This window comes from Priestia sp. MDV22-iso46 (assembly GCF_058629175.1).
This window is the reverse complement of record NZ_JBZVWT010000001.1, coordinates 1,969,750-1,994,939: the sequence shown is the minus strand read 5'-3', so window position 1 is coordinate 1,994,939 and position 25,190 is coordinate 1,969,750. Positions and strand designations below refer to the sequence as shown.

Below are 25,190 nucleotides of genomic sequence, written 5' to 3'. Positions count from 1 at the left end.
TCAACTGCGGTGTCACAAGCGGTTCGGTTCATATATCCTATTTGTTCGTCTTTAGAATGGATTCATGTCGTTATGTCTCAACCTCTTCTTTTTTAGCGAGCGTATCGTTTTTTGAATAGTAGGATGATCGCGATGCTTAAGTTTATAAGCAAGAAAGATCTGATTTTTTACTGCTAAATGTTCAAGTTCGATTTTCACTTTTTTTTCTCGAATCGCTTCTTGAATTAAATAGCGGGGAAGCAGGCTGATTCCCATGTGATGCTGAATGGCTTTTAACACCGTTTGAAGATTTGGAATTACATGATGAGGCTGAATTTCAGGTCGTTTTTTAAAATGTTGCCGCCAAAATCTCCTGATAATAGGAAGTTCAAGACCATAGCTAATCCACCGCTGATTATATAAAAAATCTTCTACGTCTTTACTAGCTGTCATTTCAAAAGAAGGAGGGACGGTTAAGACAAACTCTTCTTCTTCAATGACCGTATATTCGACTCCTGGTATTTGCAATCTTTGGGTTGTAATAGCAATATCAATTTCGTCGTTTTGTATCTTTTCAAGTAAAACAGAAGCAATACCAAACTGGCTGTAGCAGCGGATACCTGCATCTTTTATTCTTTCTAAAGCTTGTTCGGTAAAATACTCTACGGGAGAACCAATCTTTACGACCGGCAGCGCGTCGGGAGATGAAGCGGTCATTTTTAATTCAATTGAAGCAGCTTCTAGACTTTCAATTAACGGGACAATACGCGTGTACAGTTCTTTACCTTTTTCTGTTGGAATCATCTTTCTTGGTGCACGGATAAATAAACCTTCGCCTATTTCAGCTTCTAAAGCAGCTAAGTGCTGACTCATGGCCGGCTGAGTTAAGATCCTCGCTCTGGCTGCTTCAGAAACGGATCTATATTTGTAAATGCTTATAAAGCTACGATACCATTCAAAATCAATCATTTATGCTATCCTTTCTTATAATTTTATTTATGGATATCTATTTATTTTCTAATTTGTATTATAGACAAGCTCTCTTTAAAATAAAAATAGTAAGCAAATCATTTTTAGATAAAATAATAAAAGCAACGCTAGGAAAATGATTTAAAAAGGAGAGTTAGACTGTGAAAGCATTATTATTGCAAGATAAAAATAAATGGACAGAAATGAAAGTAGAAGAAATAGAAAAACCTCTTCCAAATAAAGGGGAAGTAGTAGTTGAAGTTCACGCAGTGGGACTTAATCCCGTAGATTATAAAACGGCTACTAACGGAAACCCTCATTGGACATATCCTCACATTCTGGGTTTAGACGTAGCTGGGACAATTGATGCAGTTGGAGAAGGAGTAGTTGACTGGAAAAAAGGAGACCGCGTTGTCTATCACGGGGACTTTATGAAAAAAGGCGGATATGCTGAATATGCGGTTACAACTGCTCATTCAATTTCGCGCATTCCTGATGCTGTTACATTTGAAGAAGCTGCTGCTTTGCCTACTGCAGGTTACACGGCGTATGAAGCACTATTTCGTAAACTTCCAATGAACCATATTCAAACCATCTTAATTCACGGAGGAGCTGGAGGTGTAGGGGGCTTTGGCGTGCAGCTTGCTAAAAACGCTGGAAAAACCGTTTTCTCAACAGCTTCAGCACATAATCATGAGTATGTGAAGTCGTTAGGAGCTGATTATGTAATTGATTATCGCGAGGAAAATGTCGTGGAAAAAGTATTGGAGCTGACAAATGGCCGCGGCGTAGATGCTGTGCTTGACACGGTGAGCGCAAAGAACGCAACGGATTCTTTAGATATGATTGCCTATAGAGGACATTTAGCACATATTGCTGGTGCACCTGATTATACAAAAGTAAAGCCTTTTACAAAGGTGATTTCTTATCATGAAGTAGCTTTAAATGCTGCACACCACATTGATGACATGATTGCGCAAGCGGATTTAGCAAAAATGGGCGATGAGCTTTTAGCATTAGTAGCAGAGAAGAAAGTAGCTCCGATGATTGAGCGCATCATCTCGTTAAAAGAAGTGCCAAGTGCATTAGAAGAGCTTTCAAAACGCCATGTGAAAGGGAAAATTATTACTAAAGTTAAATAATAGCAGGACAGAAAAGACTCTTTTATTACAACTAATAAAAGAGTTTTTTTCTGCTATTTTCTTTTTTTGCGTTACTTCACTTATGAACTGCATATGATAGAAGATAATCAAATATAGCAAACGGGTGCGTATGAGCTTTTTTTACTAGTAAAATTGCTTTGAAATCGTGAAATTTTGAATAGTTTGAGTTATGATGAAAGAACGTGAAATTTGTATGATTGAAAGGAGAATAAAGGTGCAGGGGTTTATTGATTTTGTACAAAATTTAGGCATAGTGGGCATCTTTATTGCTACAGCAATCGAAGCTGCGGCAATTCCTTTTCCGTGTACGTTATCGATTTTGCTCATTGGCTCGGTGCTGCAGCTCTCAATATGGAAAATCCTTATTGTTTCAGCTGTCAATACCGTTATTTATATCGCATTCAACTATATTCCGTTCGTTATGGGATACAGGTTTGAATCTATTACCAAGCGCTGGTTTGGTGAAAAAAATATAAAGCGTGCCCAAAAATGGTTTCATAAATATGGAAAATGGAGTATTACGATTTCTCGTCCCATCAGTATCGCAAACTATATAACCTATTTGGCAGGCCTTAGTAAAATCAAATCTAAGGACTTTGTTTTATACAGCACCTTAGGCATTTTTCCGTGGTTTGTTTTTTTGCTCTATGTAGGAGGACTTGGAGATATTGAAAAAATCCAAAAATATTTGCATGATGTAGATCGTTTAATAATTGTTATTCTTATAATCGGAGTGACAGTTGGTGCAGGCTGGTGGATGAAAAAGAGAAGAGAAAGCCACGCTCAAGAATAAAGCTATAATTATGGTTATAGCTTTATTTTAATATAAAGAAATTCTTTAAATAAAAAGATTTTTCTGAAAAGTAACAAAAAAACATTTTTCCTTTTAAAAAAATGTGATACTATGATACATAAGGTCGCTAAGAGTTGTCTTGGTTCACCGGGTGTTTAATGCAGTCATTTAATAAAAGAATCTAGGTATAGGTGAAAGCTTTGTTTCTAGTAATGTTGAGAAATGCTGCCTTGTGAAGGGAGGTAAGACGTACAGTACGTGTCAAACGTATGTTATTAAAACCGTAAACTTGTAAGCGGTTTCTTGTTTTTTACATGTGAGTAGAGCAGTTTTGGTTTTGAATGCGGCTTGTCAAAGGTTGGTGAATAATGAGTATAAGTTAAAATTAGATCGATCTAATTACCTGTATTATATGAATGTGAAATGTGTTTGATCGTAAATGAAAATAAGCTTAAAAAGTACAGGCTAGGTACCACAAGTATTTCTGAAATTTTAATAAAACAGGAGGTAAAATCATGAAAAGCGTAGGGCGTATTAATGGCAAAACTCAGCTCATCGGCCTTTTAGCAACTCCAATTGGACATTCATTATCACCATCTATGCATAATATGGCCTTTAAGAAACTGGGATTAAATTATGCTTATTTAGCTTTTGAGGTAGGAAATGACTCGTTAGAAGATGCGATTAAAGGGCTGAGAGCGTTAAATGTTAAAGGTTTTAATGTATCCATGCCCAATAAGACAAAAATTCTCCCGTTTCTTGATGAATTAGCAGACAGCGCCAAATTTTCAGGAGCTGTCAATACCGTCGTAAACGATAATGGCGTACTAGTTGGGCATAGCACAGACGGCATGGGCTACATTCGAAATTTAAAAGAGCACGGCGTAGATATCACAGGGAAAAAAATGACGTTGATCGGTTCGGGTGGAGCAGCGACGCCTATTGCTATTCAAGCGGCTTTAGAAGGACTTGAAGAATTAACAATTTTTGCTCGTCACGATGAATTTTATTCAAAAGCTGTAGAAAACGTAAAAATTATTAATGAAGAGATGAAACATGTTTCATGTAAAGCGAAGCTGTATTCTCTTGAGGATACAGACATGTTAAGAGAAGAAATTAGAACGAGCGATATTTTGACAAATGGAACAGGAGTGGGAATGAAACCGTTAGAAGAATTCAGCATTATTGAAGATATATCAATGCTGCGTCCTGATTTAATTGTAACCGATGTCGTGTATATGCCTATGAGATCAAAACTGTTAGAACAAGCTGAATCAATTGGATGTCACACCATTAATGGAATAGGAATGATGATCTGGCAAGGGGCCATGGCATTTGAATTGTGGACAGGAAAAGAGATGCCTGTGGAGTATATTAAGGAACAAATGTTTGAACCGAGCTTACAGTATTAAAAACGCGTATTTTTTAACTTTGCTAGAAAGTTGTATGAATGAAGTGGCTATATCTTCTTTTTCTCTAGCAAAATAAAAAAATGATTCTAAGTCCAGATGATTAATATATAAAAGGTTTTGTTATATTAAAAAAGTGTATATTTTAATTTTCTAAAAATTAAAAATATATATTGCGGAGAGAAATGTAATTCAGTATACTAAAACTCAAGTTTGAATTGATTTTATATTAGGCTGTGTCAAACGACGACGCTTAGTAAAAAAGGCAGGTGTTACAATGAGAAATTAAAAAAGCAGACGTTGATCATCATGTTCGGATATTTGAGTAGATCATAAAATATACAGCACCGTTCCGCAATATGTGAAGAGATTCCCGCTGGAATTAGATCGTTCTAATAAAAATTTATTAGATCGTTCTAATTAGAACTTTCTATTAATCTTTTTAATTCCACTAATAAAATGTTTTTACGAAAGGATAAAAGAACAAGTAAATAGCTAGAGGATTAGGTTTTCAGCATTGCCATCTTTCAACTTTAGTTCAGACAGACTTTATGTAAGCAAGCAATTATAAATGGGATCTGAGCAAAGAAATATTTTGTGAAAATGAAAGCGCATACTTAAAATCTTATGAGTGAGGGAAGATAATGAAAAAACATCGTTGGTCGATTGTATTCTTGATTGCGGTTGGTGTAGTTGTAAACTATTTTGATCGAATTAATATGTCCATTGCTATGCCATTGTTACAAAAAGAATTTAACTTGACAGCAGGTCAGATGGGGATTTTCCTATCAGCATTTGCATGGTCTTACGCTTTACTTCAACTTCCTATAGGGCCTTTGCTAGATAAAATAGGCGTAAAATGGGTAACGCGTGTAGCGACCGTGATATGGACAGTAGCTTGTCTTTTAACTGCAGTAGCAAATGGATGGGGGTTAATTATTTTATCTCGGGTGCTGTTAGGAGTTGGAGAAGCACCATTCTTTCCATCTGCTGCCAAAGCAGTTAGCCATTGGGTTCCGCGTCAGGAACGCGGAAAAGCTATCGCAGCTTATGATTCTCAATCCAAACTTTCCAACGCCATCGGGGCGCCTATATTAGCACTAATTGTAACAGAGTGGGGCTGGCGAGGCGGTTTCTTAGCAACTGCTATTCTTAGTTTCATATATGCTATTGTTTATTGGATCTGGTATCGTGAACCTCATGAAGATGAGCGTTTGACGAAAGAAGAATATGACTACATTGTTCAAGGCGGTTCTCAAAGTTCAGAAGAAGCGAAAGGCAGTGCAATGGAGAACATTCGATATTTGCTAACTAAAAGAAAAGTCTGGGCAGTATTCATTGGGTTTGCGGCATACGGCTATTCATGGTTTTTGTTCTTGACTTGGCTTCCTGGATATTTAGCAACAGAAATGAACATGTCTATTTTAAAATCAGGCTGGTACTCGGCTATACCTTGGATTGTAGGTACCATTACTGAAATAGTAATCGGGGGCTGGCTTGTTGATCGTCTTATTAACAAAGGGTATAACCGGACGCGTGTCAGCAAGTTTTTTCTAGTAATAGGTATGGTATTTGGTTTGTCAATTATTGGAGCAGCGTTTACTCACAGTGCGAACGTAGCTGTATTTTGGATTTCAACAGCACTTGGAGGTCTTGTTGTCACATCTGCTGTTGCCTACAGTATTCCTACATTTATTGCACCCAAAGGAACGGTAGGAACATTAACGGGACTTTTAACATTTGGGAATAACTCGATGGCTATTGTTGCACCTATTACGACTGGGTTTATTGTTCAGGCCACGGGTTCATTTATGTATGCTTTCCTTTTAGCAGCTGCTTTTTTAGTGATTGGAATTTTAAGCTATACGTTTCTGCTAACAGATTTAGACCCGATTGAAAGCAAAGAGTCTATCCTATTAGAAGAAAAAGAGTTAACTTTAGAAAAATAAATAATCTTAATATTTTGACTACTATCATTGGTTTTTAACATACAAAAGGAAATCTACAAATTAATTATCTTAATTAACTATGCAAACAGTTATTACCGGAGGGGATTCAACGTGTTGACCAAAAATTATGGACCTTTAACAGGAGTTCAAATACTAGATATTTCTACTATGATTGCTGCTCCCTTTGGAGCTACTTTACTAGCGGACTTGGGGGCGGAAGTAACCAAAATTGAACTTCCGGGAAAAGGAGATACACTTCGGACTGTAGGGCCTTGGAAAGGGACTGAACCCTTAAGGTGGCCGGGACTTGCTCGCAATAAAAAGTCTGTTACGCTGGACATTCGGTCAGAAGAAGGAGCAGAAATTTTCAAAAAGCTAATTAGTGGAGTAGACATTTTAATTGAAAATTTTCGCCCGGGTACACTGGAAAAATGGAACTTAGGATATGAAGAGCTTAAAAAAGTTAACCCTAAGCTAGTAATGGTGCGCGTATCAGGTTATGGACAAACAGGTCCTTATCGAGAAAAAGCTGGATTCGGTACACCGGGGACAGCATTTAGCGGACATACTTATTTACAAGGATATTCAGATCGTCCGCCCGTCAGTCCTTCTTATTCTTTACTAGATTATGTAACGGGCATATACACTGCGTTCGCTTGTGTAAGCGCTATCTATCATAGAGATGTACACGAACAGCCGGAAGGTCAAGTAGTAGAAATGGGATTATATGAATCTATTTTTCGAATGATGGAGTTTTTAATCGCTGAATATGATCAAAACGGAAAAGTAAGAGAAAGAAGCCCTGGACTTGCAGGTCACTCAAGCCCTGCAGGCACATATGAAACAAAAGACGGAAAGTTTGTTGTTTTAGTATGCAGTACAGACTCTACCTTTGATCGTCTTGCAGAGGCAATGGAAAGAAAAGATATGTTAAAGGATCCGCGATACTATACCAACGTAGAGCGTCTAAAACATGATCATGAAGTTCAGGAAATTGTGTCAAATTGGATTAAGTCCTTCACTCAAGACGAGCTGCAGGCAAAGTTAGATTCATTTGGTGTGCCAGTTAGTCCTATCTACAGCATTGAAGATATATTTAACGATCCTCAGTATAGAGAACGAGAAAACATTGTAGAAGTAGAGCACCCCCGCCTAGGAAAAATTAAGGTTCCGGGAGTAGTACCAAAGTTTTCACATACACCGGGAGCAATTCGTCATCGTGCCCCTGAATTGGGAGAACATAATGAAGAAATTCTAGGCGGAAAACTGGGGTTATCAAGTGAAGACTTAGCGGTGTTAAAAGAAAAGGGGGTTATTTAATGAATACTATTCAAAAAATAGAATTACCGGAAAAAGTCATAATCTGTGAAGTAGCCCCAAGGGATGGGTTTCAAGCTGAACATGAGTGGATTCCTACAGAAGAAAAAATATCTATTATCCGTCAGCTAGCCAAGACAGGCATTCAATCAATGGAAATTACATCTTTTGTACATCCGAGAGCGATTCCTCAGTTAAAGGATGCCGAGCAGGTCGTAGAAAGTGTTCAAGATTTAACAAATATCAAATTTCGCGCGTTAGTGCCGAATGTAAAAGGTGCACAGAGAGCCATTGATGCCGGAGTGAAAAAGTTAAAGCTTATGCTTTCAGCTACAGATTCTCACAGCTTATCTAACGCAAATTGTTCTGTAGAAGAGGCCCAAAAAGGTTTTTATCCTATTATCGAATTAGCGGAAAAGCATAACGTTAAAGTGGGAGGTTCAATTTCGGTAGCGTTTGGATGTCCTTATGAAGGAACAGTTGCTATAGAACGCATTTCTTCTATTGTAGAACGATACAAAATGATGGGTGTCGAAGAAATTTCTTTAGCGGATACAACGGGGATGGCAAATCCTCAGCAAGTGTATCGTATGCTAGGGTTTCTTAAACAAAATTATCCCGCCATCATTTTCTCCATGCATTTGCACAATACGAGAGGAATGGCATTTTCTAATGTAGTGGCTGCTTTGCAGCAGGGTGTTATTCATTTTGATAGTTCTATTATCGGTTTAGGAGGGTGTCCCTACGCTCCAGGCGCCACTGGAAATATAGCTACAGAAGATCTGGTTCATGGATTAAGTGAAATGGGAATTCATACGGGCATTGATCTTAACAAGCTTATTGAAGCAGCAAAAGAGGTGAAGCAAGTAATTGGTCATGACGGTGGAAGCTATATGCTGCAAGCAGGTCCTTGTTCACAACTTCATGCCAAGCCAAAGGTTCAAGAGAAATTAGTATAACTAAGCCGTGAACATGATAGCCTTTTAGGAGGTGATGAGAGCGTTTAAATCAAAATAAATTAGATCGATCTATTTTCATCTCATGTAAAAACGTTCAGGTCTTGTTTTATATAAAAGTTTGTTTAATAAAAATGAAAAGTTGGTGCTAAATATGATAGAAACTATTGAAAAGAAATCACAGCCTTATATTAACGGTGGATGGATTATTGAAAATCGAGAAGTTGCTTTAATAAAAAACCCCTATTCTGGAGAAGTCATAGGTGAGCAGCTATTAGCAAATGAAGAAGATGTTGAAAAAGCATTGGCATCAGCCTATGAAGCAAAAAAACATGTCGCCGCCCTTTCTTCTTACCAGCGTTCTAAAATTTTAAAGAAAGCGGCTCTATTACTAGAACAAGAGAAAGAAAAATTTGCTCGACTTATTTCTTTAGAATTAGGAAAGCCTTTGAAAAACACGCTGGACGAAGTGGCCCGTTCAATCGAAACATTGGAACTGTCAGGGGAAGAGGCAAAAAGATTGATTGGTGAAACATTGCCTGGCGACGTTTCAGAACGAGGTGCACAAGCTATTGCATCTACTTTCCGAGTGCCCGTTGGTGTTGTAGCGGCTATCACACCGTTTAACGCCCCTTTAAATCTTGTATGCCATAAAATTGGGCCGGCTTTTGCTGCTGGGAATAGCGTGATTTTAAAGCCATCTTCCCAAACAACTTTAATCGCAACAGAACTCTTAAAGCTGCTGCTGCGGGCGGGATTCCCTAAAAATGCTGTAAATATGGTGCTTGGTCGAAGACAGGTTGCACAGCAAATTGTAAAAGATGATCGTGTGAATATTATTTCATTTACAGGTGGAACAGTAGCTAGCAAAAACATCTGTGAGCTAGCTGGAATGAAAAAAGTATTGCTCGAACTAGGAGGAAATGCTGCAACGATCGTCCATAACGACGCAGATTTAAACCGTGCTGCAGCTATGTGTGCTAAAACCGGATTTAGCAATTCCGGGCAGAGCTGTATCTCTGTTCAGAGAATTTATGTACATCAATCCGTGGTCTCTGAGTTTACCAATCTTTTAAAAGACGAGGTGCTAACACTTAAAATCGGAGATCCCTTATTGCCTGATACGGATGTAGGGTGTGTAGTAGATGTCCATGCAGCTGCACGAGTGACGAGCTGGATTGATGAGGCCGTACAGTCAGGGGCACAAGTGATATGCGGAGGAAAGCGCCGCGGAGCTACGGTGGAACCTACCGTTCTACTAAATCCTTCTAAAGAAAGTAAAGTTATTTGTGAAGAAGTATTTGGTCCTATTATTAGTATTGTCCCGTACGCTACGATTGAAGAAGCTATTGAAGAGACAAATGATTCTGCTTTTGGTCTTCAAGCAGGCATTTTTACGAACAAAATGGATTTGGCTTATAAAGTGGCTCATTCTCTTGAAATGGGCGGTGTAGTTATTAATGGAACATCTAACTTTAGATTAGATCATTGGCCATATGGCGGAGTGAAAAACAGCGGTATTGGCAGAGAAGGTCCACGTTACGCTGTTGAAGAAATGACTGAAACGAAGATGATTGTATTAAGACTGCCTACAGAGAATTAAAATCAAATCAATAGGACGTTTATAAGTATATATCGTCATTTTAATTAGATCGATCTAATTCGTTTCAATAAAGGAGGAATTTATAAAATGCCTAATCAATTTTCCCTTGCGTATCTTACTGTTCTTGGATGTTCGCCACCTGAAATGACGTATATGGCTGCGAAGGCAGGATATGATTTTGTTAGTTTAAGGCCTATTTACATGGGGTTGCCTGGAGAGCCTAACTATGCGTTAGCTGAAAATAAGCAGCTGATGCGAGAAACAAAATCTGCTATGTCAGAAACAGGAGTGAAGCTTCTTGATATAGAGTTAGCACGTATCTATGAGGGAGTTGATCCAAAACGTTACTTACCTGCAATGGAAGCAGCTGCTGAACTTGGAGGACGCCACGTCCTTAGCAGCATTTGGACGGACGATCGCAATTTTGGTATCGAATGCTTTGCTGAACTCTGTGATCTAGCTAAGCCTTTTGGGTTAACCATTGAATTAGAATATGTTCCTATTGCGAGCGTATACAACCTTAAAGGCGCAATGGATGTTCTTCATACGGCTAATCGTGAAAATGCAGGTCTTATGATTGATATCCACCATTTTCATCGATCAGGAGATAAGGTGGAAGATTTGGAAGACGTGCCTCGTGAGTGGTTTCGCTATCTTCATCTTTGCAATGCTTCTGCGGAAATTCCGAGTTCAAAGGAGGAGATGACTCGAGTTCTTAGAGAAGAACGATTGTATTTAAATGAAGAAGGCATTGATGTTGCAAGTATTATTAATCGTATCCCGCAGGTTCCTTATTCCATAGAGTTGCCAAATGTAAAACGTGCCAACGAACTAGGATATGAAGAGTTTGCGCGCCAATGTTTACAAACTGCTAAACAATACTTAGATAAGCATCCGCGCAAGAAGTATGTTTCTCATGATGCTGTGGGACAAGATCAGCTGCGTTTTCATTCTACACGATAGGTTCTTGTATACCCTTTTAAGTCTAACTGATGTTAGATAGTTTAACAAACTTTTTAAAAAAGTAAACTTTTGTAAAAGGCGAACTATATATAATTTTATTAAAAAGATTATTCGTTTATAGTTGACTTATAGAAAGACCTATAGTATATTTGTAGACAAGAAAAAGCTAAATACGGTTCACTCATATATGTTTGAGAATATGGCTCAGACGTTTCTACCTTATCACCGTAAATGATAGGACTATGAGTAAAAAGTGAATCTAGGTTCCCATTTTTACGTTAGTAGAAAGTTTGGTCCAAGCGATTCACATATTCATTTTTGAAGTGGATATGACACCGAAGGGATAAAAGCCCAGGCGGGTAGGTTTTTGCTCATTGTATTTGAGAGACCTGCCTTTGTTTGGGCTTTTTCTTATGTGTCTATTTGCAGTATGAGCGAGTGATGGAAATTTCTTGTTTGTATCTGCATTGCTTTCTGGGGAGAATAGCGATGCAAAGCATGAAATCACTCACTGAAGCTTTATCTGTAAGCCCTCATTTAACCATGGGAAGTACATTCTATCTATTTTCTAGCATTTTTTCTTTGATGAGCAGCGTGGGGACGCTGCTCCTTTTTTTGTTCTCGCTTTTTTCTCTGTAAATAAAGGTCTTTAAAGAGAAGGTGATTTGCGAAATTTGGCGAATTAATGCTTTAAACAATAAATGATAGAGAAGGTAAAGCGGTCTATGAAAAATGAAGAAGTTGAAAAATTGAGGAGGGAATTATGTTGCTTCACTTAATTAATGTTCGTTTGCCAATTATGCACGACCACGCTCTTTTTGAAGTGAAAATTTCAAATGGAATGTATACTTCTATCGTTTTACAAAACGGTTATCTTGAAGGTGACGAGTTTTTTCCGCTGCACGCGGCCGTGTTAGGAAAAGAAACGTCACTTGATGCACAGGGTCGTGTGCTACTACCAGGATTTGTAGATATGCATATGCATTTAGACAAAGCTCATTCGCTTCCTCAAGTGCCCAATATATCTGGAACTCTTCAAGAAGCCATTAAAAATTACAGCAGCAGCCTGCCGGCATTTCCAGAAGAAGAAATTAAGCAGCGAATGTTTAAAACTGCTTTGCAGGCATTAGCTAACGGTACGACTACGATTCGAACGCATATTGATTTTGACTGCAGCATGGAAGAAGATAGTTTATTTCGAAGTTTACAAGCGGCTGTCGAAGTGAGAGATGAATTAAGCCCATATATGGACATGCAGGTTGTTCCGCTATTCTCTAACCTAGACATTGATGATATGCATAAGATGAATAAAATTGAACGAGCATTCGATCTTGAAATTGATGCAATTGGAGGCTGTCCTCATTTAGCTAGAAATCCAGAAAAAGAGATTGATGCTCTATTTTCGCTGGCTCAAGCCTACAATAAACCTCTTGATTTACATGTGGATGAAAGCGATGATCCGTCTGTTGATACAATAATTAATATTGCTCATAGAACAATTGAACTGAATATGGAAGGAAAAGTGGTAGTGGGGCATCTTTGCTCGCTTGCAGGAATGACTGATGCAAAAGTGAAAGAAATCTTAAACCTTTTGAAACAGGCGAAAATTGGAGTTGTCACATTACCTGCTTCTAATTTATATTTACAGGGAAGAGAAGATAAAGGAATTGTAAGACGAGGCGTAACGCGTATTCGCGACATACAAAAAGCAGCGATTCCAATTGCTACTGCATCTGATAACGTGAACGACCCCTTTCATCCGTTTGGAAAAGCAGACTTGCTGCAAGTAGGGTTACTAACTGCCTATGCTGCACATATGGGAAGTCCGGATGATCAGCGGCAGTTGCTCCGAATGATTACAAGTATACCAGCCCGGCTGATTGGAAAAGAAAAGTATGGAGTGGAAGAAGGAAACGAAGCAAACTTTGTTCTATTAAATGTCCAGTCTGTACAGGAAATATGGACTGAACTTCCCGAAACTCGCTTTGTTTTCAACAAGCATCGCTGGCTTAGCGTAAAGGAGACGCATCAGCGGCTCGCTGATACGAACTTAACTAACCTTTGGCAGGAAAATCAAATTTTAATTGGTTAAATAGACATAAAAAGAAGCTGTCACATTAGTGACAGCTTCTTAATCAATTACTTTTGAACGTTAGCAGCTTGTGGTCCACGAGCTCCATCTTCGATTTCAAATGTAACTTCTTGACCTTCTTCAAGTGATTTGAAACCTTCGCCTTGGATAGCTGAGAAGTGTACGAATACGTCGTCTTGTCCTTCTACTTCGATGAATCCAAAACCTTTTTCTGCATTAAACCATTTTACTTTACCTTGTACCATTGTAGTACCTCCTGTGTGGAAAATCCACGAATATATTACTATCTCTGCTCAATTTCAATAAGAATCACTTTAAAGAAAGTCTTTCTATTTGTTAACACCGAACAAGAAATAATATACCTAGTATAACACTTTTTTATAAAAAAGAAACCTTTTTTCATAAAAAAGTACTCTGAGATAAAAATAAGTTGAAAATATGGATATATTTTGAAATGGCAAATAAGCTATTGTTTTGTGGATCTTTAGCAATCACTAAAATCTTTTATCTCGTAAAAAAAATGAATAGCGAGGTTGACAAATTGAATAACGTGTAACTATAATGGTTACAACGAGCTGAGAAGAATTAGCAGTGCTATAAAAGGCTCAAATTTTTTGTGTTTTATGTAACTATAATGGTTACAACGAAAATAAAAGGAGAGAATAAAAATGAAAATTGGTGTTATTGGAGCAACAGGAAAAGCAGGTCAATTAATTATGGAAGAAGCAAAACAGAGAGGACATGAAGTAACAGCCATTGTTCGAAATGCTTCTAAACTAAAAAATCAAACAAACGTAATGGAAAAAGATATTTTTGCCATTACTTCAAAAGATATTGAACAGTTCGATGCTGTGGTAGATGCATTTAATGCACCTCCTGGAAGCGAACAGCTCCACGTTGAGTCTATACAATCACTTATTAAAGTATTTCAAGGTGTTCAAACGCGACTCGCAGTAGTGGGCGGAGCGGGAAGTTTATTTGTAGATGCAGAAAAAACAACGCCTTTAATGAGCACAGAAGGTTTTCCAGCAGCTTATTATCCAACGGCTTCAAACATGGGGAAAGGTTTAAAAGAACTTGAAAAGTCGACTGTAAATTGGACTTATTTAAGCCCAGCAGCCTTTTTTGATGCAGAAGGTGCTCGCACGGGAGCCTATCAATTAGGAAAAGATCATGTGATCACAAATAGTCAAAATGAAAGTTATATTAGCTATGCTGATTATGCGATTGCTTTAATAGATGAGTTAGAAAATAAAAACCATGTGAATGAACGTTTTGCTGTAGTGGGTGAGAAAGCATAAGCTTACGTTTGAGTCATATTGAAAAACAGCTTACATTTGTTGTGAGCTGTTTTTTATATAAAACAAAATAGATATAAAGCAATGGAAAATGGTATAGAATTTTTATTATTTCTTCGTTTTTCTTTTTAAAAACGATACAATACAACATAGATGATAAAAAGGAGATGAAAAGATGATTCGTTTTGGCATAATAGGAACAAACTGGATAACAGATCGACTGTTAGAATCAGCTCAGTATGTAGACGACTTTCAGCTTGCAGCTGTTTATTCTCGAACCATTGAAAAAGCAGAAGAATTTGCAGGTAAATATGATATTCCTCATATATTTACTGATTTAGAGGAAATGGCAGCGAGTGCTGAAATTGATGCAGTGTATATTGCTACTCCAAATGCTTATCATGCGGAACAAGCTATCTTATTTTTGAAAAATAACAAGCATGTACTGTGTGAAAAACCGCTCGCAGCCAATGCAGCAGAAGTAACCCGCATGATTCAAACAGCCAAAAATCACAAGGTGTTACTAATGGAAGCGATGAAATCAACCCTTCTTCCTAACTTCAAAGTGATTCAAGAGAACTTACATAAAATTGGGCCAATTCGGAAATACGTTGCATCTTACTGTCAGTATTCTTCTCGTTACGATAAATACAAAGAAGGTATCGTGCTTAATGCCTTTAAGCCAGAGCTTGCCAATGGTTCACTGATGGATTTAGGTGTATATTGTCTTTATCCTCTGATTACGTTGTTTGGAGGGCCTCATAAAATAAAGGCAACGGCGTTTATGCTAGAATCTGGAGTAGATGGAGAAGGGTCAGTTGCGTTAGAGTACGAAGATCGCGACGCGGTCATCATGTATTCTAAGATTACAAATTCGCATTTGCCAAGTGAAATTCAAGGAGAAAAAGGCAGTATGATTATTGACAAAATACATACCGCTGAAAAGGTAGAAATTCGATACAATGACGGACGGGTAGAAGAGTTAACGGTCGATCAGCCTTATCCTGCTATGTACTATGAACTAAATGAATTCGTAGAGCTGTTAAAGCAAGGAAAGATGGAATCAGACACAAATTCTTATGAGAATTCATATTTAACAATGCACGTGATGGATAAAGTGCGAGAACAAATCGGTCTTGTATATCCAAATGATGAGAAATAAATAACAGAGGCTGGACAAAAGTAGTTTAGTCGAAAAAAGATCCGAACGAGGTTGATTCTTGATGGAGAATCAACCTCGTTCGGATTTTTTCATGGGTAGGGTAAAAGTAGGTTTCATGTATGAAGTTGCTTCTAGCTGTTGCACGGAAATCAACAGCGGTGTAACCAGTCATCCATACTAGATCATTTTCCAATTTGTTCGTCTCTAAATTGGTTTGAGATAGTTATGTCTCATTCTCTTTTATTGTGGTTATAAAGAGCATAATTGAGATTCGAAATCTTGCTGCAGCACATTTTAAAAGCAAATATGTTGAAACAAGGGAAGTTTTTTAGTATCTTCTATCTTTATTCATCCCTGCATACATAGGATTAATCAAAGTAAAGAATAAAAAGAGTGCAAAACATTCGATAATTAATCCTAGATTAAAATGATTATAAAAAAGTATTGACTATAATAATAGCTCGTGTATAATAAAGAATGTAATCAATAGTTATTACTAGTTTATAATGATACTAATAATCGTTATCAAATAGAAACTGTCATTGATTGCATTAAAAATAATACATACAAGCATAAGCTTGTGAAATACATTGTACAAGGAGAGGTTTTGACATGGCAGAACGTATGGTAGGAAAACAAGCACCACGCTTCGAAATGGAAGCAGTACTTGCAAATAAGGAATTTGGAAAAGTAAGTTTAGAAGAAAATATGAAAAACGGTAAATGGACAGTATTGTTCTTCTATCCAATGGACTTTACATTCGTATGTCCAACAGAAATTACAGCTCTATCAGATCACTACGAAGAGTTTGAAGATCTAGATGCTGAAGTTGTAGGCGTTTCTACAGATACAATTCATACTCACTTAGCTTGGATTAACACAGATCGTAAAGATAATGGACTTGGAGATTTGAATTATCCATTAGCTGCAGATCCAACTCATGCAGTAGCACGTGATTACGGCGTATTAATTGAAGAAGAAGGCGTAGCGCTTCGCGGATTATTTATTATTAATCCAGAAGGTGAATTGCAATACGCAGTTGTAAACCATAACAACATCGGCCGCAGCGTAGAAGAAACATTACGTGTACTTCAAGCCCTTCAAACTGGCGGACTTTGCCCAGCTAACTGGAAACCAGGTCAAAAAACACTTTAATAAATAGCGGTGGAGTAGAGGAGAAATTCCTCTACTGCTGCCATTAAAATAGAAAAGATAGTTTTCTAACTATAAAAGACAGAATATTCAGTTTTTATTAATAAGGAGGATTTTAAAATGAAATTACGTGAACAAATGCCTGAATTAACTGGAGCAACATCTTGGATTAACGACGAAGTAACAAAGGAAGACTTAGTAGGTGATAAAGCAACGCTTATCCACTTTTGGTCAGTAAGCTGCCATTTATGTAAAGAAGCAATGCCTGAAGTTAATGATCTTCGTGATGAGTATGATGATCAATTGAATGTTGTAGCGGTTCATATGCCTCGTTCGGAAGATGACTTAGATATGGGTGTTATTGAGGCAATGGCCATGGGACACGATATTACTCAGCCAATTTACGTAGACAGTGAGCATAAGTTAACAGACGCTTTTGAAAATAAATATGTACCAGCATATTATGTATTTGATAAAGAAGGTCAGCTTCGTCATTTCCAAGCGGGTGGAAATGGAATGCCGATGCTTCGCAAACGTATTAACCGCGTCTTAGGAGAAGAATAATCTCTACATGAAGAAGAAATAAAAAGGGCCGGGATAAAAATATTTTAGACGAAGTTAAAAACGAACCACTGATCAACATGTTTGATTAGCGGTTCGTTTTTTTTTGCTATGCTGAACGTAGATTTCATCTGTTTCGTTCCTATAGCAGTTGATTGGAGGGCAAAGCGAAGACTCCTGCGGGAAAAGCGGAACAGGTGAGACCCCACAGGAGCGCATGCGACGAGGAGGCTCACCGGCCGCCCGCGGAAAGCGAAGTCTTGCACGGAAATCAACGGCCGTGTCACAAGCGGATCAGCTCATGTATCCTATTTGTTCGTCTTTAAATTAGATTCATTTCATTATGTCTCAATCTCTTTTTTATTTTTTACTGAGTCATTTCAATCATTAATAAGCCTTTCATCATATTGACATAAAAAACCTAATATAGTTAAATTTATATAAGAACAAATGTTCGTTTTTGGTGTTGTTATTTTACTCTTTTCTCCCTTTTTAATAAGTATAAGAAAAAAAGGAGGAGATTTGCACAATGACTCAGCTCTATTCGCAGCAAGAAAAGCGGCACGACAAAGAATGTACCTTTCATACATTTCTTACAAACCACAGCGCAACTCTTCAGACTCATATAATGAATACATTTTTGACACCAGAACGCTATGAGCGATTACAAAAAGCGGTTGTTAAAAATGATACAAAAGAACAAATACTTCTAAACAAAGAATTTCATCAGTTTTATAGCGAAGTTAGATTGCTTCATTATATTAACAAGCTTTGCAGACATTATTCCAGAGATGTTATGCGTGTCAAAGAAAAAGAGCGTTCTTATATTCCTCTTCGCCTGCAGCAGCCGGCTGCGCTAGATGGAAATCGAACAGTGGAAGATATGCTAGGAGTACAGGACGGGGCTGTATGGGAGCATGAACTTTTAGGAAATCAACTCGAAAATCGTATTCTTCATCATGCATTTCGCCAATTAACGGCCAAGCAGCAGTGTATGCTGCACTTGATTATTGTCGAACGCTGGACTCATAAAGAAATCGCTGCTTATTTTTCTATTTCTCAGCAAGCGGTTTCTAGTCATTATCAACGTGCGCTAAGCAAGTTAAAAAAAATTATGAAGGTGAGTGATAGATATGTTTGATCCTCAGTGGCTTCAACTTGTTGGAAACGTAGGATTTCCCGCTGTCCTTTCTTTTTATTTATTACTGCGTGTAGAAAACAATATAAAGCGACTTGAAGAAAAAGTGGAAGAATTAACAACTGACTTAAGAAAGAAGTGAAGAAATGGAAACTCTATATGAGCTTGTAAATAAAGTGAAAGCTGGAGATGAAGAGGCGTCAAGGCGTTTATTAAAAAAGCTGGAACCAAAACTAAATAAAGCTGTTCAAAGCTTTTCGCTGCATGAGAGAGAAGACGTAAAGCAAGATTTAAAGATTAAAATTCTTTCCGCTGTTAAGACGTTTGATTTTTCCAAAACGCCAGGACTTTGGGAATTTTTACGCCATAAATAAAAAAGAGCGCTCGTTGTATCGACGCTCTTTTTTTATTTTTGCTGCAGTTTCACTACTTACCTTACAGTGAAAAATCCAAAAAATATAAAATGGATAAATATTGAAAAAAGGTAAAAAGTGATGTGTGCAAATAGAGTTTAGTAGTATACTAACAAGTAGAATTTCTTGTATAAAAGGAAGATAATCACTCTTCATATAGAGAGGATTGTCGGCAACGAATAGAGGATAGAAGAGTTTTATTTAATGAAGGAAAAAATCGTGCTGTTCGATAAATCAAACAGCACGATTTATAAAAAAGCGGCAGTAAATAATATGTAAGCTAAGAAGCCTATTGTTTTTTGTTTTAGCTTTTGGAAAGAGGTGAAGAATAAAGTGAGTCAACTTCTCTTTAATATCACGTTAATTATTTCTTTCATGTTTGCTGCGAGTATAGTTCGAGAGCAAATCATTTATAGAGTAGAAGGAATAAACCGGTACAAAATGTATCGCTTAATTTATTACGGATGTTCTTACGGCCTATTAGGCAGCATTTTAATGATATATACAATTAAAATAGATTCTACTATTATTCTTGACCTTCGCTTTTTAGCGGTGACAATTGTTTGTCTTTATGCAGGAATGGTACCGGCTATCATTGCGGCTTGTATTATAGGGGTAATGCGTCTGCTTTTGTTTGGAATTACGGCAAGCGGAATAATAGGCGCTGCTACAATTATCGTAATGGCTTTACTGTCTGGGTGGACGGTTCGCTTACCTTATCGTCCATTTATTCGTTTTCAATTAATGAATTCTATTAGCTTGCTTTGCGTATTCTTCTCATTGTCCTTTCTTTTTAAAGATATCAAGCACGCTGCTACAATTATCATTTATTTACTGCCTGCTTCTTTTATAGGTGGGTGTTTGGTGTATCTGGTAGGTAGATATATATATGTATCTCGAGTAACGACAAGTCAGCATAAAAAGCTGTCTAAAATGTTTTCGGTTATGGTTCAAAATGCAAAGACAGGTACCATGATTGAAACGCCAGAGCGCGAAGTAGCCGTTATTAATCAAACTTTTTGTGACATGTTTGATATACCCGGACCTCCTAATCAATACGTTGGATTGAAAAGTAATCAGCTGTTTTTATCTCACGCTCCTATGTTGAAAGATCCTGCTAGGTTTTCAAAAACGGTAGAAAGCACCGTTTATTCAAAAGAGTCAATAGTAGATGAAGAAATTACGTTTATTAACGGTAAAATTTATGCGCGGGACTACATTCCAATCTATGAAGGTCATGTGTATATTGGTCACTATTGGGAATATCGAGATATTACGGAGAAAAAGAAGGCTGAGTGTGATCTTCGCAAAGCCAATAAAAAGCTTGAAATGCTGTCTATGAAAGATGGCTTAACAGGTCTGAACAACCGCCGATCTCTTGATAAACAGCTGGAAATTGAGTGGGAATACGCACAGAAAGAAAAAGAGCCGCTTTCTTTTCTCTTATTTGATATTGATTATTTTAAAGCGTATAACGATACCTATGGCCATATTCAAGGAGACGAATGTTTAAAAGAAGTAGCGAATATTGCTAAAAGCGTTGTTTTTGATGAACCGGCTTTTGTCGCAAGATACGGAGGAGAAGAGTTTGGTATATTGCTTCCTAGAGCTAATCAATATGAAGCGATAAAAATGGCAGAAGCTATTAGACAGCAAGTGGAGCAGCGTGGAATTATCCATCAAGCTTCTGACGTGTTTAAGTGTGTCACAATCAGTGTTGGAATAATGACAGTCGTCCCATCCGAAAACATACCCCCGATTTCAATTGTCCATCAAGCAGATCAGGCTTTATATGAAGCAAAGCGTACGGGTCGAAATCGAATTTCAGTATATTTTCACCACAAAGAAGCTGACTCAAACGTGTGAGTCAGCTTTTAAAACAGATATAAGCCTCTTATTTAGGAGGAGCTTTTTCTTTTTCGTCTTCTTCCATAATTCCTTTTGTAGCGTTTTTAAACTCTTTTAACGTTTTTCCGGCAGCTTTGCCTAATTCCGGCAATTTCTTTGGACCAAAAAGCAATAGAGCGACAAATACAATTAAGGCAATTTCTCCAAACCCAAGGTTCATTGTCATCGTCTCCTATTTTTTGAAAGTGTTTACAAGTTTAGTATAGCATGAAAAGAGGGGAAGTAGTACACCCTTATCCAGTGATTTTAAGGCCGATTACACCTGCTACAATACAAAAAATAAATAAAATTCGACGCATATCTTTTGCTTCGCGAAAGAAAAGCATGCCAAGAAGTACGCTTCCGGCAGCCCCTACTCCCGTCCATATACCGTAAGCTGTTCCAAGAGGTATTTCCTTTAATGCTAAGGAGAGAAAATAAAAACTTCCTGCACCGAAAAGGATAAATCCAATCGAAGGAAACAATCGCTTAAATCCATCTGAAAGTTTTAAGAAAATCACAAATCCCACTTCGCAAAAACCGGCAGCTATTAATGCAATCCAAGCCATGTTACGATTCCTCTCTTTCTGTTTCTTCGGTAGAAATTAACTTTAAACCAACGATTCCAAAGATCATTAATCCTAAAAATAAAATCTTTCCAATATTTGCTCCTTCGTCTAAAACGGTCATTCCAAGGATCGCTGTGCCAGCAGCTCCTATACCAGTGAATACTGCATAAGCTGTTCCGACAGCAATTTTTTTTAAGGCATTTGAAAAGAAATAAAAGCTGATGACAATTGTGACGATCGTAATAATTGTTGGAGTTAATTCAGTGAATCCGTGTGAATATTTTAAGCCAATTGCCCATACAATCTCGAGTAAACCAGCGATAATAAGGTAAATCCAAGCCATTTTAATTCCTCCTTACATAATAATAAGCCCTTTTTACAGGGCCTATTTAGCACGTATGCCTTCCCAAAATATTGTCCAAGCATCGTGGATTTTTTGGTCATAATACTCTGGTTCATAATAAAAGCGCTGAATGAACAGTCCGTCGGTTAAACAATAAAAGCTATTGATATACAAATCAATCGGACGTTCAATTATTTCGCCTTCAGCCATTCCCTGTGTAAAAATAGCATGCAGAATTTGATCAGACAATCGTTCGCTTCTTAAGAAAATAGCTTTTACTTCCGACTGTAAATGTTCAGGTGGAAACAAAATAAGACGACGGTACATCTGGCCAAAAGAATCTTTTTCAATCATCGTGCAGAAATCTACAACAAAGCAGTAAAGCTGTTCTTTAGCAGACTTTGTTTTATGCTGTTCGTATATAACAGATAACTTTGTTAAAAATAAATTCATTAAATCATGCACGGTTAGTAAAAATAAGTCGTCTTTGTTCTTAAAATGAGCGTACAGGGAAGGTTTTTTTATGCCTACTTTTGATGAGATATCAGCAAGCGATGTTTCTGTATAGCCTTTTTCTCCAAAGAGCTCCATTGCTGCAGCTCTAATTTTTTCTACAGTTGATAATTCACTCAAGAAAAGCTCCTCCTCAATCTAACTAACGGTCGTTAGGTAAAAGATATCAAATATAAAAAAAAGAAGCAAGGGAATCGCTTCTTTTTAATGTATTTTCATTAAATGACGCTGAGTTAAAAATAAAGAGAAGATAAAAATAAGCTCAAACGTATTTGTTACAGCTGTGCTTGGTATAGGAATTGACACGGCACTTCCTACAATCATCACGGCTACTCCAATCATCATACTGCTCCAGCGCGTCTTGCGAAATAAGGAAATTCCAACAAAAAGCAAAATAATCGCCACAATGAGAACCATAAGGGGTGGACCGGATGATCCCACTAATGTATAGCGAACAATGCCATATTCACGTACAACTTCCATACGCTGACTAATCGTCTCGAGTGTTTCATAGCTAATTAAGGCAAACGTAGTTAGCAAAAAAAGAATGCCGGCAACAGGTTTTTTAGCCCATGTAATCGTCGAATATTTCGCTACGCCATAAGCAAAGAGCACCAAAGTAGGGGTAAATAAAGCGTGAAACCAAAAGCGAAGCATGCTAAGTGAATGTAAAGTATCGCCTTCACCGATAAATGAACCAATCCCAATCATTATATTATCGTAAATTAGTCCAGCTATTACTAAAGGAAGAAAAAGCATGTAAAACGGCGAAGTGTTTTTTCGCACTACATATATGCTAAAGAAAAACAGGACAATATAGCAAAAAGAAAATAGAAAATAAAGGATTGTATCAACCATTGTTTTCCTCCTTTTGATGATACTTCTTCTTTTTATGATAGCATCATATGCCAAAAAAGTGAGAAATCATGCATTTTTCTAGGAAATCTTAACGGACGAAAGACGCCTTTATCGGTAGAAAGATTCAGAAAATATTGAAATAAAAATAGGAAAAGAGGCCATAGTCAAGAGATTTAGATTTACTGAATTGATTATTAAATAAAGGAAATCTATAAAATAACAACAAAAGAACTAGGAACACATTGTGTCTAAATGCTTATATAATTAGAAAAAAATATTTAATATCCTTTCTATTTAAGTAAGTTAAATGTAAGCATAAAATGATAAAAAAATGTATTTTTCTTACTTTTATATCTATCTATAATCCTTACAGGTACGGTTGTTAGACAAATCCAATTGGTATATCCATAAAAAGGAATTAATGGGATAAAATATTTTTTATCCCACCTTTATATTACAAAACGTTTTCTAAAGTTAAGAAATTTTTAATTACGTAATAATTCCGTGTGTTAATTGTAAGAGTGGTGTATAAAATATTCCTGTTATTATGGTAAAAAAAGGTATCGATGGAATTTTTCTAGGTAAATAAACTTTAGACCTATTCTGTAAATTTCAAATAAAACGATGAGTTTTTAATTCGGTGAATAGACAATCGGAATTGTAAGAATATATAACATTTGAGCTATTGACCACTAATGAGCGCAGATGATAGTTTTAGAGCTGTTGAAATTGGTACTCGAGTCCATTTTTCAAAGCAGGTGTTTTAGCAGCATGCTAGCGCTGTTAATTGATTTAGCTCCCATACATATATATAGGGAGTGAAACTATGAAATCGTATATCTATCATTATGAATCAAAAGCATTCATAACGTATCCAACAGGAGAAGTTTGGAAGGAGAAGAATGAAACATGATCTTAATTATCCTATGCTGCCTATTTTTAGTAGGGTATGGCGTTTGGGAGTATCGCAGACATTTACGCAAGCTGCATTCAATTCCTGTACGAGTGAATGTTAATGGTATTCGCGGAAAATCCACCGTTACACGATTGATTACAGGTATTGTAAAAGAAGCAGGTTACAAAACAGTAGGGAAAACGACAGGAACACAAGCGCGTATGATCTACTGGCATACAAGTGAAGAAGAGCCAATTATTCGTCGTAAAGAAGGTCCGAACATTGGAGAACAGCGACGAGTGGTAAATGAAGTTGCCGATATTGGCGCGGAAGCTCTTATTTGTGAATGTATGGCGGTACAGCCTGATTATCAAATCACATTCCAAAATCAGCTGATTCAAGCTAAGGTAGGCGTAATTGTAAACGTACTAGAAGATCACATGGATGTAATGGGTCCAACTCTAGATGAAGTTGCTCAAGCGTTCACTGCTACTATTCCTTACGATGGCCACCTTGTTACAATTGAAGGTCCATATTTGGAATACTATAAAAAAATAGCCGCAGAGCGCAACACAAAAGTTATTGTAGCTGACAATGATAAAGTATCTGAAGAGTATTTACGTGAATTTGATTATATGGTTTTCCCTGATAATGCTTCCATCGGTTTAGCAGTAGCAGAAGCACTTGGTATCGATGCTGAAACAGCGATGAGAGGAATGTTAAATGCTCAGCCTGACCCAGGAGCTATGAGAATTACAACGTTTGGCGATGAAAAAAATCCAGCATTTTTAGTAAATGGATTTGCTGCCAACGACGCTTCTTCCACGCTTCGTATTTGGGAACGTGTAGATTCAATGAACTATAGTGAAAAGCTTCCTATTGTCATTATGAACTGCCGTCCGGACCGTGTAGATCGCACGGAGCAATTTGCTGAAGATGTAATGCCATACATTGAAGCGGACGTAATGATTGCAATTGGTCAGACGACCTCACCAATCGCTGCAGCATATCAAAGAGGCGAATTGCCAACAAAAGAATTCTGGGATATGGAAGGCGCTTCTACAGAAGAAATTTTAGAGCGCATGAAGCCTTATTTAAAAGATCGTATCGTATACGGTGTCGGAAATATCCACGGTTCAGCCGAGCCGCTTGTTGAAGCTATTATTGAAATGAAAAAGATGAGAAAAGCAGTTTAATCTAGGAGGCCA

Annotated in this window: 26 protein-coding genes and 1 riboswitch; of the genes, 19 read left to right on the top strand and 7 right to left on the bottom strand. The window is 37.3% G+C overall.

What is annotated here, in order from left to right:
• Nucleotides 1–51 precede the first annotated feature (51 nt).
• A complete protein-coding gene (locus AC4NPH_RS10165) occupies nt 52–948 on the bottom strand; it encodes a LysR family transcriptional regulator (RefSeq protein WP_053486889.1) in 897 nt (298 codons plus the stop codon).
• A gap of 161 nt (nt 949–1,109) precedes the next feature.
• Between AC4NPH_RS10165 and AC4NPH_RS10160 the strand changes: the two genes are divergently transcribed.
• From AC4NPH_RS10160 to AC4NPH_RS10120, 9 genes are all read left to right on the top strand, one after another.
• A complete protein-coding gene (locus AC4NPH_RS10160; RefSeq protein WP_029324906.1) occupies nt 1,110–2,090 on the top strand; it encodes a zinc-binding dehydrogenase in 981 nt (326 codons plus the stop codon).
• A 235-nt stretch (nt 2,091–2,325) separates the two neighbouring features.
• Nucleotides 2,326–2,904, top strand: a complete 579-nt coding sequence (locus tag AC4NPH_RS10155) for a DedA family protein (protein ID WP_225519207.1) — start codon at nt 2,326–2,328, stop codon at nt 2,902–2,904.
• A 515-nt stretch (nt 2,905–3,419) separates the two neighbouring features.
• Nucleotides 3,420–4,316 carry a shikimate dehydrogenase gene (locus AC4NPH_RS10150; protein ID WP_013055682.1) on the top strand — a complete coding sequence of 299 codons (897 nt, stop codon included), beginning with the start codon at nt 3,420–3,422 and terminating at the stop codon, nt 4,314–4,316.
• A 641-nt stretch (nt 4,317–4,957) separates the two neighbouring features.
• The gene (locus AC4NPH_RS10145) at nt 4,958–6,262 is read left to right on the top strand and encodes an MFS transporter (protein ID WP_013055683.1); all 1,305 of its coding nucleotides are present in this window, start codon (nt 4,958–4,960) and stop codon (nt 6,260–6,262) included.
• A 111-nt stretch (nt 6,263–6,373) separates the two neighbouring features.
• Nucleotides 6,374–7,582, top strand: coding sequence for a CaiB/BaiF CoA transferase family protein (locus AC4NPH_RS10140; protein WP_013055684.1), 1,209 nt, complete (start codon nt 6,374–6,376; stop codon nt 7,580–7,582).
• Entirely contained in the window at nt 7,582–8,538 is a 957-nt protein-coding gene (locus AC4NPH_RS10135) for a hydroxymethylglutaryl-CoA lyase (RefSeq protein ID WP_491938712.1), read from the top strand. The genes AC4NPH_RS10140 and AC4NPH_RS10135 overlap by 1 nt, the downstream gene beginning before the upstream one ends.
• 151 nt (nt 8,539–8,689) lie before the next feature.
• The gene (locus AC4NPH_RS10130; RefSeq protein ID WP_013055686.1) at nt 8,690–10,138 is read left to right on the top strand and encodes an aldehyde dehydrogenase family protein; all 1,449 of its coding nucleotides are present in this window, start codon (nt 8,690–8,692) and stop codon (nt 10,136–10,138) included.
• An 87-nt stretch (nt 10,139–10,225) separates the two neighbouring features.
• Nucleotides 10,226–11,101 (top strand): sugar phosphate isomerase/epimerase family protein, encoded by an 876-nt coding sequence (locus AC4NPH_RS10125; protein ID WP_061859596.1) that lies wholly within the window; start codon nt 10,226–10,228, stop codon nt 11,099–11,101.
• Between the two features lie 161 nt (nt 11,102–11,262).
• Nucleotides 11,263–11,364, top strand: a riboswitch (purine riboswitch).
• Nucleotides 11,365–11,864: 500 nt separating this feature from the next.
• On the top strand, nt 11,865–13,193 hold the full coding sequence (locus AC4NPH_RS10120; protein WP_029324916.1) for an amidohydrolase family protein: 1,329 nt from the start codon (nt 11,865–11,867) through the stop codon (nt 13,191–13,193).
• 47 nt (nt 13,194–13,240) lie between these two features.
• Here AC4NPH_RS10120 and AC4NPH_RS10115 read toward each other — a convergent pair whose 3' ends face one another.
• A complete protein-coding gene (locus tag AC4NPH_RS10115; RefSeq protein ID WP_013055689.1) occupies nt 13,241–13,438 on the bottom strand; it encodes a cold-shock protein in 198 nt (65 codons plus the stop codon).
• A 423-nt stretch (nt 13,439–13,861) separates the two neighbouring features.
• On the opposite strand from AC4NPH_RS10115, the gene AC4NPH_RS10110 reads away from it, so the two are divergent.
• From AC4NPH_RS10110 to AC4NPH_RS10070, 9 genes are all read left to right on the top strand, one after another.
• On the top strand, nt 13,862–14,494 hold the full coding sequence (locus tag AC4NPH_RS10110; protein ID WP_013055690.1) for an NAD(P)-dependent oxidoreductase: 633 nt from the start codon (nt 13,862–13,864) through the stop codon (nt 14,492–14,494).
• Nucleotides 14,495–14,666: 172 nt separating this feature from the next.
• Nucleotides 14,667–15,653, top strand: coding sequence for a Gfo/Idh/MocA family protein (locus AC4NPH_RS10105; protein WP_029324917.1), 987 nt, complete (start codon nt 14,667–14,669; stop codon nt 15,651–15,653).
• A 612-nt stretch (nt 15,654–16,265) separates the two neighbouring features.
• The gene (locus AC4NPH_RS10100; protein WP_014461319.1) at nt 16,266–16,808 is read left to right on the top strand and encodes a peroxiredoxin; all 543 of its coding nucleotides are present in this window, start codon (nt 16,266–16,268) and stop codon (nt 16,806–16,808) included.
• Nucleotides 16,809–16,925: 117 nt separating this feature from the next.
• Entirely contained in the window at nt 16,926–17,369 is a 444-nt protein-coding gene (locus AC4NPH_RS10095) for a TlpA family protein disulfide reductase (protein ID WP_013055693.1), read from the top strand.
• A 148-nt stretch (nt 17,370–17,517) separates the two neighbouring features.
• A complete protein-coding gene (locus AC4NPH_RS10090) occupies nt 17,518–17,697 on the top strand; it encodes a hypothetical protein (RefSeq protein ID WP_055989280.1) in 180 nt (59 codons plus the stop codon).
• Nucleotides 17,698–17,895: 198 nt separating this feature from the next.
• On the top strand, nt 17,896–18,507 hold the full coding sequence (locus AC4NPH_RS10085; protein ID WP_063670770.1) for a sigma-70 family RNA polymerase sigma factor: 612 nt from the start codon (nt 17,896–17,898) through the stop codon (nt 18,505–18,507).
• Nucleotides 18,500–18,646 (top strand): YvrJ family protein, encoded by a 147-nt coding sequence (locus tag AC4NPH_RS10080; protein ID WP_013055696.1) that lies wholly within the window; start codon nt 18,500–18,502, stop codon nt 18,644–18,646. Before AC4NPH_RS10085 ends, AC4NPH_RS10080 begins: the two co-directional genes overlap by 8 nt.
• A 4-nt stretch (nt 18,647–18,650) precedes the next feature.
• Nucleotides 18,651–18,878, top strand: coding sequence for a helix-turn-helix domain-containing protein (locus tag AC4NPH_RS10075; protein WP_013055697.1), 228 nt, complete (start codon nt 18,651–18,653; stop codon nt 18,876–18,878).
• 372 nt (nt 18,879–19,250) lie between these two features.
• Nucleotides 19,251–20,783 (top strand): diguanylate cyclase domain-containing protein, encoded by a 1,533-nt coding sequence (locus AC4NPH_RS10070; protein WP_255286295.1) that lies wholly within the window; start codon nt 19,251–19,253, stop codon nt 20,781–20,783.
• 28 nt (nt 20,784–20,811) lie between these two features.
• Here the strand turns inward: AC4NPH_RS10070 and AC4NPH_RS10065 are convergent, their stop codons facing one another.
• The 5 genes from AC4NPH_RS10065 to AC4NPH_RS10045 form a co-directional block, all read right to left on the bottom strand.
• Nucleotides 20,812–20,985 (bottom strand): twin-arginine translocase TatA/TatE family subunit, encoded by a 174-nt coding sequence (locus tag AC4NPH_RS10065; protein WP_013055701.1) that lies wholly within the window; start codon nt 20,983–20,985, stop codon nt 20,812–20,814.
• Between the two features lie 73 nt (nt 20,986–21,058).
• Nucleotides 21,059–21,373, bottom strand: coding sequence for a DMT family transporter (locus AC4NPH_RS10060; protein ID WP_013055702.1), 315 nt, complete (start codon nt 21,371–21,373; stop codon nt 21,059–21,061).
• 1 nt (nt 21,374) lies between these two features.
• Nucleotides 21,375–21,716, bottom strand: coding sequence for a quaternary ammonium compound efflux SMR transporter SugE (gene sugE / locus AC4NPH_RS10055; RefSeq protein WP_014461313.1), 342 nt, complete (start codon nt 21,714–21,716; stop codon nt 21,375–21,377).
• Between the two features lie 42 nt (nt 21,717–21,758).
• Complete coding sequence (locus AC4NPH_RS10050; protein WP_013055704.1) at nt 21,759–22,349, bottom strand: TetR/AcrR family transcriptional regulator; 591 nt, start codon at nt 22,347–22,349, stop codon at nt 21,759–21,761.
• An 84-nt stretch (nt 22,350–22,433) separates the two neighbouring features.
• Entirely contained in the window at nt 22,434–23,087 is a 654-nt protein-coding gene (locus AC4NPH_RS10045) for a hypothetical protein (protein WP_013055705.1), read from the bottom strand.
• Between the two features lie 909 nt (nt 23,088–23,996).
• On the opposite strand from AC4NPH_RS10045, the gene pgsB reads away from it, so the two are divergent.
• Nucleotides 23,997–25,178 carry a poly-gamma-glutamate synthase PgsB gene (gene pgsB, locus AC4NPH_RS10040; protein ID WP_013055706.1) on the top strand — a complete coding sequence of 394 codons (1,182 nt, stop codon included), beginning with the start codon at nt 23,997–23,999 and terminating at the stop codon, nt 25,176–25,178.
• Nucleotides 25,179–25,190: the final 12 nt, after the last annotated feature.